The following is a 16,170-nucleotide window of genomic DNA, read 5'->3' as shown; positions in this document are numbered from 1 at the left end:
TCAGGGCAGTTTCACCGCTCGCACCGCAACCTCTGGCAGGGCGAAGGCATCTTGCGCGGCGATGAGTTGCAGCTCGTAAGCCTGCTGGCGCCATGTCTCCTGCAGCACCGCATCCACCGAGGCGTTGGTGCGCTCGAACGCGCTGACCGCATCGTGACCGGCCAGCAAATTCGCCAGCATCAGGGCGCTGATAAGATCGCCAACCCCCACCGGCTGGCGGGCAAAGTCATAAAGCGGACGGGCAATCAGGTAATCCCCTTGCGGGGTGGCCAGCAGCATCTCGAAGCGGCTGGAGTCCTGCGCCGCACGACCGAGATGCTTGACCAGCACCAGCTTGACGCCGCGGGCCAGCAGCTGATGGGCAGCCGCGCGGGTCTGATCCAGATCTGCCAGATGGGTATCACAGAGGGTCTCCAGCTCCAGCAGGTTGGGGGCCATCATGTCGGCCACCGGCAACGCCTGCTCGGTCAGGAAACGGGTAACGCCGGGAGCAACGATACACCCTTTCTCCGGATGACCCATCACGGGGTCGCAGAAGTAGATGGCATCGGGGTTGGCCGCCTTGACGGCGTTGACCACGGTCAGGATCTCGTCCCCCTGCTCGGCGGAGCCAAGGTAACCACTCAGCACGGCGTCACAGCCACCGAGCACCTCGATATTGCCCAATCCGTTCACCAGTGCACTGATATGGCCCGCCGGCATCGCCATTCCCTGCCACCCCTGGACATATTGGGTGTGGTTGGAAAACTGCACCGTGTTGATGGGCCATACATCCATGCCGAGGCGACGCATGGGAAAGACGGCCGCGCTGTTGCCGGCACAACCAAAGACCACGTGGGACTGAATAGAGAGAACGGATTTCATCGGGAATACCACAGCAAAGGATCAGCAAGGTGGGCAATATATCGGATGAAGATAACGATGCGCCACCTTGGCGCGGGATGAACAGGCAATTTCCTGACTAAAGACAGGTTTTTTACGCCATTTGGCCCACGTCAACAAGGTGAGCGGAGCCATGATGCGCCGCGTCCGTCCGTCACATCCCGTTGTACTCAACGCCATGACGGGCAAAGTGATAGACCCATCCCTCATCACACGGCATGTCACTGGGTGGCGAAATCAGCTCAGGCAACACAGTCACCTTGCCACCAGCGGCATATTGCAGCGCCATCAGGGCGCAGAGCGCCGCATCATAGCGATCGGTGCCGACCAGCACGCCAGCGGGCAGCAAGGCCGCCAGCTCGGGCCGTGCCGGGGAGGCCTTGCCGCCCACTTTGGCCAATGCCGGATAGACCTCCAGCACGGCACGACTGGCCTTCGGGGCAACGGTCGGCACCAGTTGCAGATCAGAGAGCTGCGGCAGCATGGAGAGCGCCAGAGTGGCGTTGTTGCCGAGCCGGTCGAAGGTGGCCGACAGCGGCTTCTTGCCATACTGCTGATACAACCAGCGCTCGCAGTCGCGATAAGCATAGGGGTTGTCTATCTCCCGTTCGGGCACGGCGCAGCTATGTGGCTGGCCGTTGAGCAGATCCCGCAAGGCACGGGGAAAGGCGAGCGGCGCATCGATACCGAGCGCCAGTTGCGGGCAGGCTTCTACCTGCATCAGGGTCAGCTCGTTTTGCAGGGCCGGACGCAGCAGGGCGGCCAGATCCGGCGCCACCCGCGAGCTCAGACGAAACAGCGGCGACACCCCGAGCCAGTGCAGGCGGTTGGAGTCGGCCTGCCAGCCCACCACGGCCACAGCCTGGGCACTGCCCTGCCAGCCACGCACATCCCAGCCGATCCCGATTGCACTCATCTGCCCTGCCGTCATCAATTACCTCTGTTCGCCTGTCACAAGTTGCAAGAGGCACAGGGTAATCAGCAGATGCCTTTAACGCAAAGCGAACTGCCTTGGTCAGAACGATTTCTGGAAGTTCACCAGCGGCAGAATGGGGAACACGCCGTTGGCGGCATAGTTGGCCAGCCCGATCTGCAAGCCATCGAGGTGCTTGGTCGCATTGATAAAGCCAATCTGGAAGGTGGTACGCTCGGCATAGTTGACGAAGCCGACGTTGGCCAGCGCATTGCCCTTGGCGATATTGACCGCCCCCCAGTTGAGCCCCTGTACATTGTTGGTCAGGTTGACCAGCCCCAGATTGACGCCGGTATCCTGCCCTTCGTGCCAGTTGATGGCGTTGATAGCGACCCCGCCAAACTGGTGGCGCACCCTACCGGCACCGAGAAAGATCCCGAGCTGCAGGCCGCTGAACTGATCCACATCGGAGAGGGCGAAGATTGGCAGATCAATACCCTTCACCTGACCGGTCCGACCGTAGAGCAGCGAGGCGCGCGCTCCTTCCACCTGATGAGACGCGGGCAGGTTGACACCGGGCAGCGAAACCTGCACCGGGGTACTGGCCTGCGCGACACCGCACAGAGTCAGGGCGCTGCATGCCAGCAGCAGGCGGGAGAGTGTCATGGAAAGTTCCTTGGGCCATTGAAAGTGGCCCGATCCTAACAGTCAGGGGCGAGAGTGGGCACACCAGCAGGGACGAGGTGCGTCACGATACGTCACGGGTGGCCCTCTCACCTCTCCATCAGGTCTTGCGAAAGCGCCACCTCAAGGACAATCGGCCACTTTTTCGCAGCGAGTGGCCCCTCTTCCTTTCTTTGCCTGAGCGAACTGCCTAAAATAGTCGCCCTGCTGTATCCGGCATTCATCCATCTAGAGGATTTCCCATGGAGACGTTTCTGCTCGAAGGTCACCCCTTCGTTGCCTTGTGTGACCTTATCAAACATCAGGGGTGGGCCGATTGTGGCGGCGCCGCCAAAGCCCTCGTTGCCGAAGGGCTGGTCGAGGTGGACGGTCAGGTTGAGACCCGCAAGCGCTGCAAGATCGTGGCCGAACAGGTGGTCAACTTCAACGGCATGAAGGTCGTGGTGAAAGAGGGCGTCAGCCCGGAGATTGGCTAAACCCGTTTCGGGGAGCCACTCTCCGGCAACCCGCTAGCTGGCCTTGACTGACAGGGTCAACACAAAACGCGCCATCGCCTCATCCCCGTTCAATGACGGACAGGTGGCCACCACCTGGATGGGGCGATTGATGCGCTGACCGCTTGCCAGCGATTCGTCGATCATGGCGTCAATCTCCTCCCCCGCTGCGCAGTCGAACTGCACATCCCCCTCCGGTCGTTTCAAAAACTCCCCCTGCACATCCTTGAAGGCGAAGTGCACCTTCTTGCGCCGCTGCCGCCCCTTCTCCATCACCAGCAGACCACCTACCAGATCGGCGCCGGTCGCCAGCGCGCCAAAATACATGCTGCCCAGGTGGTTGCGGGTACGCCAGCCAAGGGGAATGCGAATGCGCAGCGCCTTGGCGTTCATCTCTTCGATGATCGGGGCACAAAAACCGATGACGGGAATGTAGCGCCAGGCAAACAGCCGAAGCGCCAGATTGGCTTTGAAACGTTGCAAATCCATATGCGAACTGATCCGATGAGTTAATGTAAACAACATGTTGCCTGCATCTGCGCCATTCGACAAGCACAGGGATCACGGTTACGACCTTTTGCCCAACCCAAAAAAACAGAGGGAACCGCACCGGTTCCCTCTTTTCGCTCATGTCGCTGTTACAGCAAATGTGCCGATCAGGCGCGCTTCTCTTCGAGCCAAGCCCCCTGACTCTGCATCTCGAACAGCTGGGCATAGTGACCGCCGAGGGCCATCAACTCACCATGGGTACCCCGCTCATTCACCTGACCGCGGGAGAGCAGCAGGATCTCGTCCGCATCGACGATGGTCGAGAGGCGGTGGGCGATGGCGATGGTGGTGCGGCCACGACGGGCAGCAGAGATCGCCTGCGACAGCGCCAACTCGGTCTGGGAGTCCACGCTGGCCGTCGCTTCATCCAGAATGAGGATACGCGGATCTCCCACCAGTGCACGGGCAAAGGAGAGCAGTTGCCGCTGACCGGCGGAGAGGTTCTTGCCACCCTCCTCCATCAGGGTGTTGATCCCCTGTGGCAAGCTGCGCACAAACTCGGCCAGCTGCACCTCGCTCAGCGCCTGCCAGAGCCGCGCGTCATCTATGCCGGCGCGGCCGAGACGCAGGTTCTCCGCCAGGGTGCCGACGAAGATAAAGGGATCTTGCTGCACCAACCCGATGCTGCGGCGCACCGCCGCCAGCGACAGGGTATCCAGTGCGTGATCATCGAAGCGGATCTGTCCCTGATCCAGCGGATAGAAGCCCATCAGCAGGCTGATAATGGTGGACTTGCCGCTGCCGGTATGGCCCACCAGCGCCAGCATCTGGCCCGGTTTTGCGGCAAAGCTGACCTCCCGCAACACCTGCTGCTCGCCATCGTAGGAGAAGCTCACCCGCTCGAAACTGACCCGCCCTTCTAGCGGGATCATCTCGCCATCGGTGCTCTCACGGGTTTCATCGAGCAGGGCAAAGACACGCTCCCCCGCCACCATCGCCTGCTGCAGCTGGTTAAGCTGGTTGGTCATCTCGATGAGCGGCTCGATCATCCGCCCCAGATAGCTGATAAAGGCGTAGAGCACCCCCACCTGAATGGCACCGGCGTGGCTCACCCCCTCGTGGGCGAACAGCGCCAACAGACCGATCAGCACCATCATGTAGAAGAGATCGATGAGTGGACGCAGCAAAATGCCGTTGATCTTGAGGCTCTTGATCCGTGCCGACCAGTGCTGCTGGTTCACCTCGGCAAAGGCGTTGGCAAAGTGGCGCTCCTGCACCATCGCCTGAATAACCGGCATCCCCTGCAGCGACTCGTTGAGGCGGCTGTTGATGTCGGAGAGCAGACTGCGGGTCGCTCGCACCACCGGCACGCTCAGTTTCTGGTAGAGCCACATCACCCCACCCACTGCGGGCAGCAACAGGGAGCAGACCAGCATCAGCCGCAGATCCAGCAGCGCCATCGAGATGAGGATGCCGCACAAGAGCACCACTTTTTGCACCAGCAAGCCGATCACCTGCACATAGAGGTTCATGATCGCCTCGGTGTCGTTGGTGATGCGGGAAATCAGCGAGCCGGATCGATGCTTGTCAAAGTAGCGGGCCGGCAAGCGGATAGCGGTGGCAAACACCTGCTCGCGCAAGGTTTGCACCACCGCCTGGGCGATACGGTTAAAGCGCAGGGATTGCAAATAGAAGCCCGCCGCCGAGAGTACCTGTAAGCCCAGATAGCCCGCTGCAATCAGGGCTATGGTGGGCAGCACGATATTGCGAGGCGCCAGATAGTCATCGATAAAGAGCTTGATCAGCAGCGGCCCGGCCACTTCGGCGCCGGTGGCGAGCAGCAGGCAAATCCCCGCCTGGATCAGCCAGCGAGGATACTGGGCGCAGTAGGCGAGCAGTCGTTTAATGGTCGGATTCACAGGCTCTCCTCCACCGCTTCTTCGAGACGCTGATAACGCACCATATCTGCATACCAGCCATTGTGCGCCATCAGGGCACCGTGATGACCTCGCTCGCTAACGGCCCCCTGCTCCAGCACCAGGATCTCGTCGGCCTGCTCCACCGCCGTCATGCGATGGCTGACCAGGATCAGGGTGCGACGATGGGCTTTGAGAGCGTGCAGAATTTGCTGCTCGGTGTGGGCATCCACCGCCGAGAGCGCATCATCGAGCACCAGAATGGGCGCCTCCAGCAGCAGGGCGCGGGCAATAGCCAGCCGCTGTTTCTGGCCGCCAGAGAGGGTCACCCCTTTCTCCCCCACCTCGGTCTCATAGCCCTTGGGGAAACGCACAATATCATCGTGGACACAGGCAATGCGCGCCACCCGTTCAACCTCCTCGCGGCTCGCATCGGGTTTGCCCAGGGCAATATTGGCAGCGATGGTGGTGGAAAACAGGAATGGCTCCTGCGGCACATAGGCAAACTGGCTGCGCAGTGTGGCGAGCGGCAACTGGTCAATCGGTACGCCCCCCATGGCTATCGAACCGTGAGTCGGATTGGCAAGGCGCATCAGCAGCTTGAGCAGGGAACTCTTGCCTGCCCCGGTGCGCCCCACCACCCCGAGCATCCCCCCTTGCTTGAGGGTAACGTCGATATCCGCAAGCAGGGTGCGCTGCTCAAGTTGATAGCTCACCCCTTTGATCTGCAAAGGAAAGGCAGAGGTAAACGCGGCCGGCTGGGCGGGCTCTTCGATATCGCTGCGCTCCCCCAGCAGGCTTTCGATACGGGAGTAGGCGGCGCTGCCCCGCTCGATGATGTTGAACAGCCAGGCGATGGCAAACATCGGCCAGATCAGCTGGCCGAGGTACATGGTGAAGCTGGTGAGCTCACCCAGAGTAAGCTCATCGCGCAGCACCAGCACACTGCCCCCCGCCACCGCGAGGAAGTAGGAGCAACCGATACAGAGATAGATGACCGGATCGAACTTGGCATCGATGCGGGCCACCGCCATATTGCGCTCCCCCGCCTGTTTGGTCAGCTCGGCAAAGCCTTCATCTTCCAGCGATTCAACCGCATAGGATTTCAACACCCGCACGCCGGAAAGGGCCTCCTGGGTCTTGTTGTTGAGCCTGGAGAAGGCTCCTTGCGCCGCCTTGAACTGGGTGTAGATCTGGGTGCCGAAGCGGTTCATGAAATAGGCCATCACCGGCAGCGGCAGCAAGGAGACCAGCGTCAACTGCCAGGAGTACTGGCTGCACATGATGGAGAGCACCAATACCCCGACCATGATGGAGTCCACCAGAGTCAGCACCCCTTCGCCAGCGGTCATCTCCACCGCCTGAATGTCATTGGTGGCATGGGCCATCAAATCGCCAGTACGGTGGCGCTGATAAAAATCGGGGCTCATCCGAGTGAAATGGCTGAAAAGGCGATTGCGCAACACATAGGCCAGACGGTAAGAGGCACCAAACAGCATCACCCGCCAGACGTAGCGCAGCAGATAAATCAGCACACCCAGACCAAACAGCCCCGCCAGATAGCGCATCAGGGTACCATTGTCGAGACCGCCCCTGGTGATGCCATCCACCACCCAGCCCACCACTTTGGGCGGAATAACGGTCAACAGGGCCACCATCAGCAGCAGGGAGATGGCGGCCAGATAACGGGGCCACTGCTCCTTGAAAAACCAGCTCAATCGTAGAAATACGCTCACACCACCAACCTTTAGCGCTCTCTGCCCGTGACCGCTCCAAGGAGCGGCCATCAGAGAAGCCACGCAGAAATAGAAGAATGAAAACAATCGCCTCCGGCTGGAGGCGATTCGAATGAAAGCTCATCATATCCCGAACCGGGATGGTTGAGAATAATTACTATTTAATTCACTGTGACATGCGATCATCCCCTGATGAATAGGGATTATACGAATTTTCATGCTGCTCACCGGTCAACAGGAAGTGTGACACCTCTTCCCGGGTCTGGCTGAACACCTGTTGCAACTGCTCCAGATCCGTCTCGCTTAGCACCTCGTTTTGCCGCAGGCGCCACTCCAGCTCGCCAGCCACCAATTGCAGACGGGCCGCTGAGATATTGGCAGACACCCCCTTGAGGGTGTGCAGCAGCTTGCTGGCCACCTCGGGCTGCTGACGGCGCAGGGCAGAGCGGATCTCCCACAGATCGTCCTTGTGCTCCGACATGAACAGCTTGAACAGGATCTGCAATGCCTCCTTGTCCTGCTCCAGCCGCTTGAGGGCATCCTGCAGATCGAGGATCCCGATCATATCCGGCGGTTTCACCTCCATGATCCCCGCCTGCTCCACCCCTTGCGGCTTTACCCACTGCAGCAGGTTGTTGTAGAGATCCAGCTTGCTCACCGGCTTGGTGACATAGCCATTCATCCCCACCCCCAGGCAACGCTCCTTGTCACCGGGCATGGCACTGGCGGTGAGGGCAATGATGGGCACATCGTGTTTGTCGACCATCTTGCGGATCTGGCGGGTGGCATCGAGTCCGTCCAGCACCGGCATCTGCAAATCCATCAGGATCACGTCAAAAGGCTGCTCGGCGACCCGCTCCACCGCCTCCCGACCATTGCTGACCACACACACCACCGCATCGACGCGCCGCAGATACTCGATGATGAGCTGCTGATTGACCCGGTTGTCTTCCGCCAACAGCACTCGGGTACCCTGCAACAGGGATTTGAAGTGTTGCTGATCCCCCTGTGCCTCGGCCTTGCGCAGGTTGAGCTCGTAGGAGCTGCCGTTGAGCAGTTCGTCCACCTTGGCCAGCAGGGCATTTTCGGTCATCGGTTTGGGCAGAAAATGGGTCAGCCCCATGCTGTCCATCCGAGCGTGTAGCCCCTCTCTGGCCCAGGCACTGATCATCAGGATGGGGATCCGCCGCCACTGGCTGTGCTGATACATCTCCAGCGCCAGATCGAGCCCATCCTCCTGACCCATGCGCCAGTCGAGGATCGCCAACCGCAGATTCGATCCCTCTTCACGGAGCAGCTGACGGGCGCGGGAAAGGGAGTTGACCGGCAGCACTCGCACTCCCGCCCGAGTCAGAATGTCCCGGGCCAGATCCAGCACCAGTTCGTTGTCATCCATCACCATCACCAGCGGCTGGTTTTCGAAGAATACTTTCCGTCCAGCGACGCCGTAGACCGCCTGCGCCATCGGAATATCGAACTTGAACAGAGAGCCGACGCCAGGCTTGCTCTCTACGGTGATCCGCCCCCCCATCAGCTCCACCAGCCGCTGGGAGATGTTGAGCCCAAGACCCGAGCCGCCATATTTTCGGGTATTGCCCGCCTCCAGCTGGGTAAACGCCTGAAACAGTTGGGTCTGCTTCTCTTCGGCAATGCCGATTCCGGTATCGCGCACACTGAAGCGGATCCGCATTGGGTGAGGATTGGCCAGCTCGATGCAGACTTCGACTTCACCGCGTTCGGTAAACTTGATGGCGTTGTTCACCAGATTGACCAGCACTTGTCCCAATCGCAAGGGATCCCCACGCAAAAAGACCGGCACCTCCGGTGACTTGCGAATAACCACTTCCACGTGCTTGCGCTCCGCCAGATCGGCAAACATGCCCGCCAGCGAATCGAGCTGCTCGCTGAGATCGAAGTCGATCTCCTCCAACGTCAGCTTGCCTGACTCCACCTTGGTCAAATCAAGGATGTCGTTGATCAGCAGCAGCAGGGTATCGGATGAGGATTTGATCTTGCCCAGATAGTCCCGCTGTTGCTGATCCAGTTCGGTCTGCAGTGCCAGCGAGCTAAAACCTATGATGGCATTCATGGGGGTGCGGATCTCGTGGCTCATGTTGGCCAGAAAATCGCTTTTCGCCTGGGCCAGCAAGCCGGTCTGGCGCGACAACTCGCTCAGCTTCTGGTTGCGGCGCCACAGAGTGAAAGCCACGAGCGCAAAGCAGATCAAGGCCCCGCACAACACCATCAGATAGAAGCGGTTCATCAAAGAGGAGGCGCGCTCCAGCTTGTCGAGTTTCCAGCGCACCAGACTCTCGATCACATGCATGTCGATGAGCTGGTAACGCAAGGTGTGATAGGCCATCACCTGCTGACTCACCTCCCTGCTCAGGCGGATCAGGGTAGCGATCTCCGGCAAATCGCCATAACGGGATTGCAACTGCTGCTGCAACTGATTCAGCGCAGTCTGTTCACGTTTGTCCCAACTGCGCTGTAAATAGCTACTCAGTTGCGCAAGCTCCTCCAGGTCGCGATGAAGCGCACTGTCTGACGGGCTTATCCCCCGCACCTTTTTAATCTGGGCCTGCAGGGGCGCATTGAGATACTCGATAGCCATCTCAATGGCATGAAGCTTGGCCAGCGCCATCAGATAGGTGTCCATGTCATCAAGCAGAGCCTGGGAAAGGTCGTCTTGCACCAGCTCGGGATCGCTTCTGACTTCCCGTACAAAACCGTCAAGGGTGATGGATAACTGGTTCAGGCGCTGCTGGACATTGCTGTCATTGGCCTGCTCCCGCCCAAGCAGATAGAGGGTATCGGCGTTGATCCTGTTCAGCACCACCTCGGCCGCGTCGTTCAGGTTGTGGGCCTGCTGCTGCTGACTGAGCGACTGCCAGCAGTAGCCCGAAAAGGCAAGCAGCAGGGCAACAATCAGCCCTGGCACAGCACGGTTTTTCCGTGATCCTTTATTCATCCCGTCTCGACTCTCATCTGGTGGTCGCTGAATTATCCGGTCAGGCAATGAACCCTGGGGGAATTATCCACTCCCGCTGGGCACTGTGTTACCGTTATTGCTCTGATATTTCGCTATTGTTTCGCGATTGCTTCATTCTGGCTTTTCATCATATCCCCGGCCAGAGCTGATTTAGAAGGAACCAATTATGTCATTTATCACTACTTATTGTAGCCACTGCTTTACCAGGAACCGCCTGCCCGTTACCCATATCGATACATCTGCCAAATGCGGGCGCTGCAAAGCCCTCCTGTTCAGCCAGACCCCTTGCCTCGGGAAGGCGGATAACTTCGATACCCTGATCAACTCAGACATCCCAGTCGTGGTCGATTTCTGGGCCAGCTGGTGCGGCCCCTGCCAGCAGTTTGCTCCGGTATTTCATGAGGTTGCCCATGAACTCGAACCACGGATGCGCTTTGTCAAAGTCGATACCGAGCAGCAGAGCACCATTGCCGCCCGTTACGCCATTCGCAGCATCCCCACCCTGATGGTCTTCAAACAGGGCAAACTGGTGAACCAGATAAATGGCTCCTTGCCCAAGAACATGTTCAAGCAGTGGCTGGAACAGTTCATTGATGTTTGATTTATATTTCGCACATGTTTTATTTATGTGTTCATTTCCTCATTTTTATCAGTGAGTATGTGAGTAGAGGCTGATTTTCAACATGTGAGTCTGTTTCAAACAAGTGAATGGATGTAATCTCGGCAACACAAAAACAACCATAAATTAACCGAGAGAACATTATGCACACATCAGCTGTACCCTCTGCTCCATCTCGCTGGCTGGACATCAAATCAGGGATCGTCATCCTGGATGTCTTGCTACTTTGTGCCATGCTCGCCTGGCTCCCGTTTGATCCCATGGTCAACAAGGGGCTGGGCATTCTGGTCTTTATCGCCATCCTCTGGCTGACCGAAGCACTGCACGTCACCATCACCGCCCTGCTGGTGCCCCTGCTGGCTACCGTGCTCGGGGTGTTTGACATGAGCAAATCCCTCACCGATTTTGCCAACCCGATCCTGTTCCTCTTTTTTGGCGGTTTCGCCCTCGCGGCAGCCCTCTCAAAACAGGGACTGGATACCCTGATGGCAGGCAAGGTGATGCACCTGGCCAATGGTCATCTGGGTTGGGGCGTCATCCTGCTCTTTACCATCACAGCCGCCATGTCGATGTGGATAAGCAACACCGCTACCACCGCCATGATGCTGCCACTGGCGATCGGTATGCTGGCACGCCTCGATAGCAAAAAAGAGCGCGCCACCTTCGTCTTCGTATTGCTGGGGATCGCCTACAGCGCCAGTATCGGCGGCATCGGTACCCTGGTGGGTAGCCCACCCAACGCCATCGCTGCCGCCCAGATGGGGATTGGCTTCACTGACTGGATGAAATTCGGTGTTCCAGTAGTGCTGATCCTGATGCCCTGTGGCATTGCCCTGCTCTATCTGGTGACCCGCCCGCGTCTCAGCCACCGCGTCGAGCTCCAGGATGTCACCATCAACTGGACCCGCGAACGTAAACTGACGCTGGCAATCTTCCTGACCACCGTAGTGCTCTGGATCGGCTCACAACCCATCTCCAACGCCTTTGGCGGTATTCCGCAACTCGACACTCTGATTGCCATGGGCGCCATCGTGGCCATCGTGGTCAGCCGTGTCGCCAGCTGGGATGACGTCAACCAGAACACCGACTGGGGCGTGCTGATGCTGTTTGGCGGCGGTCTGACCCTGAGCGCCATTCTCAAGGCCACTGGTACCAGCGCATTCCTGGCCAGCCATCTGTCGGCCGTACTCTCCAACGCCAACATTTTTGTTGTGTTGCTTATGCTGGCCGCCTTCGTGGTGTTCCTGACCGAGCTGGTCTCCAACACCGCCACCGCCGCACTGTTGGTTCCCCTGTTTGCCGGTGTCGCCGAGGCGCTGGGTGTATCACCTGTGGTGATGTCGGTGTTGATCGCTATCGGTGCCTCCTGTGCCTTTATGCTGCCAGTCGCCACGCCGCCCAATGCCATCGTCTTTGCCAGTGGCCACATCCGCCAGAGGGAGATGATGAAAGCCGGTATGGCTCTGAACGTGGTCTTTACCGTGTTGCTCGCCCTGCTGGCCTACTTCGTTGGCGATATCCTCTGATCCACCTCCCCCCCAATAAACAAAAACCCCCGCATTGCGGGGGTTTTCTCATTTATGAATCCGATTAGCCGATGTTGCAGGCCTTCAGATCCCAGATCCGATCCACATAGTCCTGAATAGAGCGGTCGGAGTTGAACTTGCCCATGGTGGCCGAGTTGATGATGGCCTTCTTCGCCCACAGTGCCGGATCCCGATACCAGGTATCGATCAGCTTGTGTGCATCCGAGTAGGACTGGAAGTCCGCCAGGGTCAGGTAAGGGTCTCCCCCTTCCAGCAAGGAGCGCTTGATGGAGGCCAGCTCACCCGGACGACCAGGCGTGAAGTAGTCGGTATCAAACCAGTCCAGCACGGCTTTGAGCTCGGAGTTGGCATAGTAGAAGTCGTACGGGTTGTAACCGCGCGCCTTCAGCGACTTCACTTCGTCCACGTTCAGACCGAAGATGGCACAGTTTTCGGCACCCGCCTCTTCAGCGATCTCGATGTTGGCTCCATCCAGCGTCCCGATGGTGATTGCACCGTTGAGTGCCATCTTCATGTTGCCGGTACCGGATGCTTCATAACCTGCAGTGGAGATCTGCTCGGAGACATCTGCCGCCGGGATCAGCTTCTCGGCCAGACTCACGCGATAGTTCGGCATGAACACCACTTTCAGCTTGCCCTGGATACGAGCATCGTTATTGACCCGATCCGCCAGCTTGTTGATGGCATAGATGATGTCTTTGGCCAGCTTGTAACCGGGCGCCGCTTTGGAGCCGAAGATAAACACGCGCGGATGCATGTCATAGTCCGGGTTGGCCAGCAGACGACGATAGAGTGCCATGATGTGAATGAGGTTCAGCTGCTGGCGCTTGTACTCGTGCAGACGCTTGATCTGAACGTCAAAGATCGCCTCGGCACTGACATCGATACCGGTTTCGTCTTTGATGACCTTGACCAGCTTCTCTTTGTTGTGACGCTTGATGGTCATGAACTGCTGCTGGAACGCCTTGTCGTCGGCAAACTTCACCACGCCACGCAGTTTGTCCAGTTGCAGCGGCCACTCCTTGCCCACTACTTCGTTGTAGAGGCCAGCCAGTTCCGGGTTGCACGCCAGCAGCCAGCGACGCGGGGTCACCCCGTTGGTCACGTTGCACATTTTTTCCGGCCACAGCTCGGCATACTCGGGGAAGAGATCTTCCTTCACCAGCTTGGAGTGGATCTCGGCCACACCGTTCACTTTGGACGAACCGATCACGCACAGGTTGCCCATGCGAACCTTGCGTACATCACCCTCTTCGATGATAGAGAGCTTGGCCTTGATGGCATCGTTGCCCGGCCACTTGGGCTCCACCAACTCGTTCAGGAAGCGGGCGTTGATCTCGTAAATCACCTCCAGATGGCGAGGCAGTACTTTCTCGAACAGGCTGACCGACCACTTCTCCAGCGCTTCCGGCAGCAGAGTGTGGTTGGTGTAAGAGAAGACCTGATAGCAGATAGCCCAAGCGGCATCCCAGTTCAGATCTTCCTCGTCAACCAGCACACGCATCAGTTCCGGGATGGCGACAGTCGGGTGAGTATCGTTGAGCTGAATGGCAATTTGCGCGGCAAAGTTGCTGAAGTCACTGCCATGGACCCGCTTGTAGCGGCGCATGATGTCCTTGATGGAGCAAGCACAGAAGAAGTACTGCTGGATCAGACGCAGCTCTTTACCTGCATCGGTCTCATCGTTCGGATACAGCACCTTGGAGATGGTCTCGGCCTGGGCTTTCTCAGCCTGGGAGTCGATGTAACCACCGGCGTTGAACACGTCCCAGTCGAAAAACTCGGAGGCGCGGGATTCCCACAAACGCAGGATGTTGACGGTGTGACCGCCAAAACCGACCACCGGAATATCCCAAGGCACCCCTTTAATCTTGCGACCGGCGTGCCATACCTTCTTCAGGCCGCCATTATCACCAAACACGGTCTCGACGTAGCCATAGAGCGGCACTTCTTGCACCGACTCGGGGCGGCAGATCTCCCAGGGGTTGCCATATTCACGCCAGGAGTCCGGACGCTCGATCTGGCGGCCATCCTGGATTTCCTGACGGAACAGACCGTGTTCGTAGTGGATACCGTAACCAACCGCCGGATAGTTCAGAGTGGCCAGCGAGTCGATAAAGCAGGCCGCCAGACGACCCAGGCCGCCGTTGCCAAGTGCCATGTCCGGCTCTTGTTCGCACAGGTCGGTCAGTTCCAGACCGAGTTCGCCCAGCGCCTCTTCGCAAGTCTTGTAGAGGGAGAGGTTGTGCAGGTTGTTGGAAGTCAATCGTCCCATCAGGAATTCAGCAGAGAGATAGTGAATCGCACGAGTATCTTTCTTGAAATGAGTCTGCTGAGTGCGGGTCAGGCGCTCGTACACCTGTTCATTGACAGCCGCAGCAGTGGCTTTCCACCACGCTTCGGGAGAGGCTTTCTGTTCGCTTGTTCCCAAGGTAGAACGCAGGTGACGCACGATACTCGCCTTGAGCTGATCTTTATCCAGTTGGAGATCCTGGTCTGTCTTCTTCTTGGTAGCCATAAACCATATTCCTTCGTTACAAATAAAATTGTTATCCCGCTTGCGGGACCGGCGCTGTTGTTATCTCAAAATATGTACCGGCGTGAGAATACTAACTAAAGCGGCAGAATTAAAAGTTAACGCAAGTCACACTTTAACCGATAAAAACAGCCTGAAAAGCTTGAAAACCCTTTCCTTTAATTGATCACAAAAAAACAAACATTCCCTTTATTATCATAAACTTAATGAAATAATAAAAATATTCTGGCATGAATAGGTTTTCAGAGATTGCCAAGCCTTGAAAATCCCTGAAAATAGGCAGCAAGACGGCACATTGAAACCGGTTTCAATGTGCCTGAAAAATTACCGTATAAATATGAAGCAATCATTGCACCCTTAAAGATGTGCCTTGAACTGATTACTCAATGGATCGTAATGGTACCCAATCTGATCCAGACGCCCTGCCAACTGCTCTTCACTCATATCATAATAGGCCAGCAACTCCTCCAACCCGTCGCACTCAAGCCTTAGCTTCTCATTGATGATGCCCAGCAAGATGTTGGCATCAAGACGTTGCAAGGTACTGATATCCATGGCGGCACCTCCTGTAAATGACCTGTATAACCATGGGCGGTTACGCAAGGTTTGTCCATAGTACGAAAAACACCCAGCCAGCTTTATATTAAATAGTGTTTAAAAACATAATGTTACTAACGACACATGCCAACACCATCACATTTTTCAGCAAAAACACCTTGTCACTGCCACAGGATAGAACTACTGTATGCGCATACAGCTTGGATATTCATACAGGAACCCCATATATGAACCAGCCCCTGCACTCACTGCCCTTTGCGATGAATCGTGTCATGAGCAAGCCCTGGCCAACCAGAACCGCCTGCAAAGCGGAGTTGGCTCATTATGGTGTGACTATCCAGTCTGATGATCAGTTTCTGAGCGAGCTGACAAAGCTTGGGGAGGCTCATACCGGCTGGATCTTGTTGATCGCCCCGCCGGGACGCCCCACAGTCAGCCGTCTGGAAGAGCGAGGTATCGATCCCAGGAGAGTGCTGGTGGTACATAGCCCCAAAATCAAGAACTGGCAGCAAACCCTGGAGCGCAGTCTGGGCAATGGTCACTGCGCCGCCGTATTTACCTGGCTGCCTGAGCAGATCGAGCTGGATCACGTCAAGCTGCAGCAACTGGGACAGCAATCTGGCGTACTCACCCGCTTCTTTGGCGCGAAACGGACTAACCTCGGCACACCTCTGCTGGCCTATGCAGAGCAAGATATCTATCTAAATCACTAAGTTAAAATTTGGCCCATTCTTGGGCATGACTGCAACGACAAAGCCATTGCCATCATTACTCAGTAAAATCCCGGCAAAATGAAAAGCGCCT

At 57.5% G+C, this 16,170-nt stretch carries 13 protein-coding genes; 4 read left to right on the top strand and 9 right to left on the bottom strand.

Annotated elements, in window-relative coordinates:
- The 3 genes from pdxY to AB5Y82_RS00220 all read right to left on the bottom strand — a co-directional run bounded on the left by pdxY (position 1) and on the right by AB5Y82_RS00220 (position 2,461).
- The gene (pdxY, locus tag AB5Y82_RS00230; RefSeq protein ID WP_368173506.1) at positions 1-864 is read right to left on the bottom strand and encodes a pyridoxal kinase PdxY; all 864 of its coding nucleotides are present in this window, start codon (positions 862-864) and stop codon (positions 1-3) included.
- 172 nt (positions 865-1,036) lie between these two features.
- Complete coding sequence (locus tag AB5Y82_RS00225) at positions 1,037-1,813, bottom strand: DUF429 domain-containing protein (RefSeq protein ID WP_368173505.1); 777 nt, start codon at positions 1,811-1,813, stop codon at positions 1,037-1,039.
- A gap of 84 nt (positions 1,814-1,897) precedes the next feature.
- Positions 1,898-2,461 carry a hypothetical protein gene (locus tag AB5Y82_RS00220; protein WP_005333596.1) on the bottom strand — a complete coding sequence of 188 codons (564 nt, stop codon included), beginning with the start codon at positions 2,459-2,461 and terminating at the stop codon, positions 1,898-1,900.
- A 260-nt stretch (positions 2,462-2,721) separates the two neighbouring features.
- Between AB5Y82_RS00220 and ybcJ the strand changes: the two genes are divergently transcribed.
- Positions 2,722-2,955 carry a ribosome-associated protein YbcJ gene (gene ybcJ, locus AB5Y82_RS00215; RefSeq protein ID WP_005361116.1) on the top strand — a complete coding sequence of 78 codons (234 nt, stop codon included), beginning with the start codon at positions 2,722-2,724 and terminating at the stop codon, positions 2,953-2,955.
- A 33-nt stretch (positions 2,956-2,988) separates the two neighbouring features.
- Here the strand turns inward: ybcJ and AB5Y82_RS00210 are convergent, their stop codons facing one another.
- From AB5Y82_RS00210 to AB5Y82_RS00195, 4 genes are all read right to left on the bottom strand, one after another.
- Complete coding sequence (locus AB5Y82_RS00210; protein ID WP_162506367.1) at positions 2,989-3,462, bottom strand: DUF4442 domain-containing protein; 474 nt, start codon at positions 3,460-3,462, stop codon at positions 2,989-2,991.
- A 167-nt stretch (positions 3,463-3,629) separates the two neighbouring features.
- A complete protein-coding gene (locus AB5Y82_RS00205) occupies positions 3,630-5,381 on the bottom strand; it encodes an ABC transporter transmembrane domain-containing protein (protein WP_110303176.1) in 1,752 nt (583 codons plus the stop codon).
- Positions 5,378-7,114, bottom strand: a complete 1,737-nt coding sequence (locus AB5Y82_RS00200) for an ABC transporter transmembrane domain-containing protein (protein WP_368173504.1) — start codon at positions 7,112-7,114, stop codon at positions 5,378-5,380. The genes AB5Y82_RS00205 and AB5Y82_RS00200 overlap by 4 nt, the downstream gene beginning before the upstream one ends.
- Positions 7,115-7,280: 166 nt before the next feature.
- On the bottom strand, positions 7,281-10,085 hold the full coding sequence (locus AB5Y82_RS00195) for a response regulator (protein WP_368173503.1): 2,805 nt from the start codon (positions 10,083-10,085) through the stop codon (positions 7,281-7,283).
- Positions 10,086-10,272: 187 nt separating this feature from the next.
- Here AB5Y82_RS00195 and trxC point away from each other — a divergent pair, with 187 nt between their 5' ends.
- Both trxC and AB5Y82_RS00185 read left to right on the top strand, forming a co-directional pair.
- Positions 10,273-10,707, top strand: a complete 435-nt coding sequence (gene trxC / locus AB5Y82_RS00190; RefSeq protein ID WP_111900070.1) for a thioredoxin TrxC — start codon at positions 10,273-10,275, stop codon at positions 10,705-10,707.
- Positions 10,708-10,868: 161 nt separating this feature from the next.
- Positions 10,869-12,251, top strand: a complete 1,383-nt coding sequence (locus AB5Y82_RS00185) for a DASS family sodium-coupled anion symporter (protein WP_111900069.1) — start codon at positions 10,869-10,871, stop codon at positions 12,249-12,251.
- 64 nt (positions 12,252-12,315) lie between these two features.
- Here AB5Y82_RS00185 and AB5Y82_RS00180 read toward each other — a convergent pair whose 3' ends face one another.
- Together AB5Y82_RS00180 and AB5Y82_RS00175 are read right to left on the bottom strand one after the other, a co-directional pair.
- Positions 12,316-14,790: a glycogen/starch/alpha-glucan phosphorylase gene (locus AB5Y82_RS00180; protein ID WP_005361122.1), complete on the bottom strand. Its 2,475-nt coding sequence runs from the start codon at positions 14,788-14,790 to the stop codon at positions 12,316-12,318.
- 375 nt (positions 14,791-15,165) lie between these two features.
- A complete protein-coding gene (locus AB5Y82_RS00175) occupies positions 15,166-15,363 on the bottom strand; it encodes a DUF4250 domain-containing protein (RefSeq protein ID WP_005333612.1) in 198 nt (65 codons plus the stop codon).
- A 230-nt stretch (positions 15,364-15,593) separates the two neighbouring features.
- On the opposite strand from AB5Y82_RS00175, the gene AB5Y82_RS00170 reads away from it, so the two are divergent.
- Complete coding sequence (locus AB5Y82_RS00170) at positions 15,594-16,079, top strand: cell division inhibitor (protein ID WP_111900068.1); 486 nt, start codon at positions 15,594-15,596, stop codon at positions 16,077-16,079.
- Positions 16,080-16,170: the final 91 nt, after the last annotated feature.

The organism is Aeromonas sp. s13 (assembly GCF_040907905.1).
GTDB lineage: Bacteria > Pseudomonadota > Gammaproteobacteria > Enterobacterales > Aeromonadaceae > Aeromonas > Aeromonas veronii.
This window is presented reverse-complemented; position numbering and strand designations above follow the sequence as displayed.

Excerpts from the sequence above, each read along its gene's own strand:
- AB5Y82_RS00170 (WP_111900068.1), top strand. The coding sequence starts at position 15,594 with ATGAACCAGCCCCTGCACTCACTGCCCTTTGCGATGAATCGTGTCATG.
- ybcJ (WP_005361116.1), top strand. The coding sequence starts at position 2,722 with ATGGAGACGTTTCTGCTCGAAGGTCACCCCTTCGTTGCCTTGTGTGAC.
- pdxY (WP_368173506.1), bottom strand. The coding sequence starts at position 864 with ATGAAATCCGTTCTCTCTATTCAGTCCCACGTGGTCTTTGGTTGTGCC.
- AB5Y82_RS00175 (WP_005333612.1), bottom strand. The coding sequence starts at position 15,363 with ATGGATATCAGTACCTTGCAACGTCTTGATGCCAACATCTTGCTGGGC.
- trxC (WP_111900070.1), top strand. The coding sequence starts at position 10,273 with ATGTCATTTATCACTACTTATTGTAGCCACTGCTTTACCAGGAACCGC.
- AB5Y82_RS00225 (WP_368173505.1), bottom strand. The coding sequence starts at position 1,813 with ATGACGGCAGGGCAGATGAGTGCAATCGGGATCGGCTGGGATGTGCGT.
- AB5Y82_RS00220 (WP_005333596.1), bottom strand. The coding sequence starts at position 2,461 with ATGACACTCTCCCGCCTGCTGCTGGCATGCAGCGCCCTGACTCTGTGC.
- AB5Y82_RS00210 (WP_162506367.1), bottom strand. The coding sequence starts at position 3,462 with ATGGATTTGCAACGTTTCAAAGCCAATCTGGCGCTTCGGCTGTTTGCC.
- AB5Y82_RS00185 (WP_111900069.1), top strand. The coding sequence starts at position 10,869 with ATGCACACATCAGCTGTACCCTCTGCTCCATCTCGCTGGCTGGACATC.
- AB5Y82_RS00195 (WP_368173503.1), bottom strand. The coding sequence starts at position 10,085 with ATGAATAAAGGATCACGGAAAAACCGTGCTGTGCCAGGGCTGATTGTT.
- AB5Y82_RS00180 (WP_005361122.1), bottom strand. The coding sequence starts at position 14,790 with ATGGCTACCAAGAAGAAGACAGACCAGGATCTCCAACTGGATAAAGAT.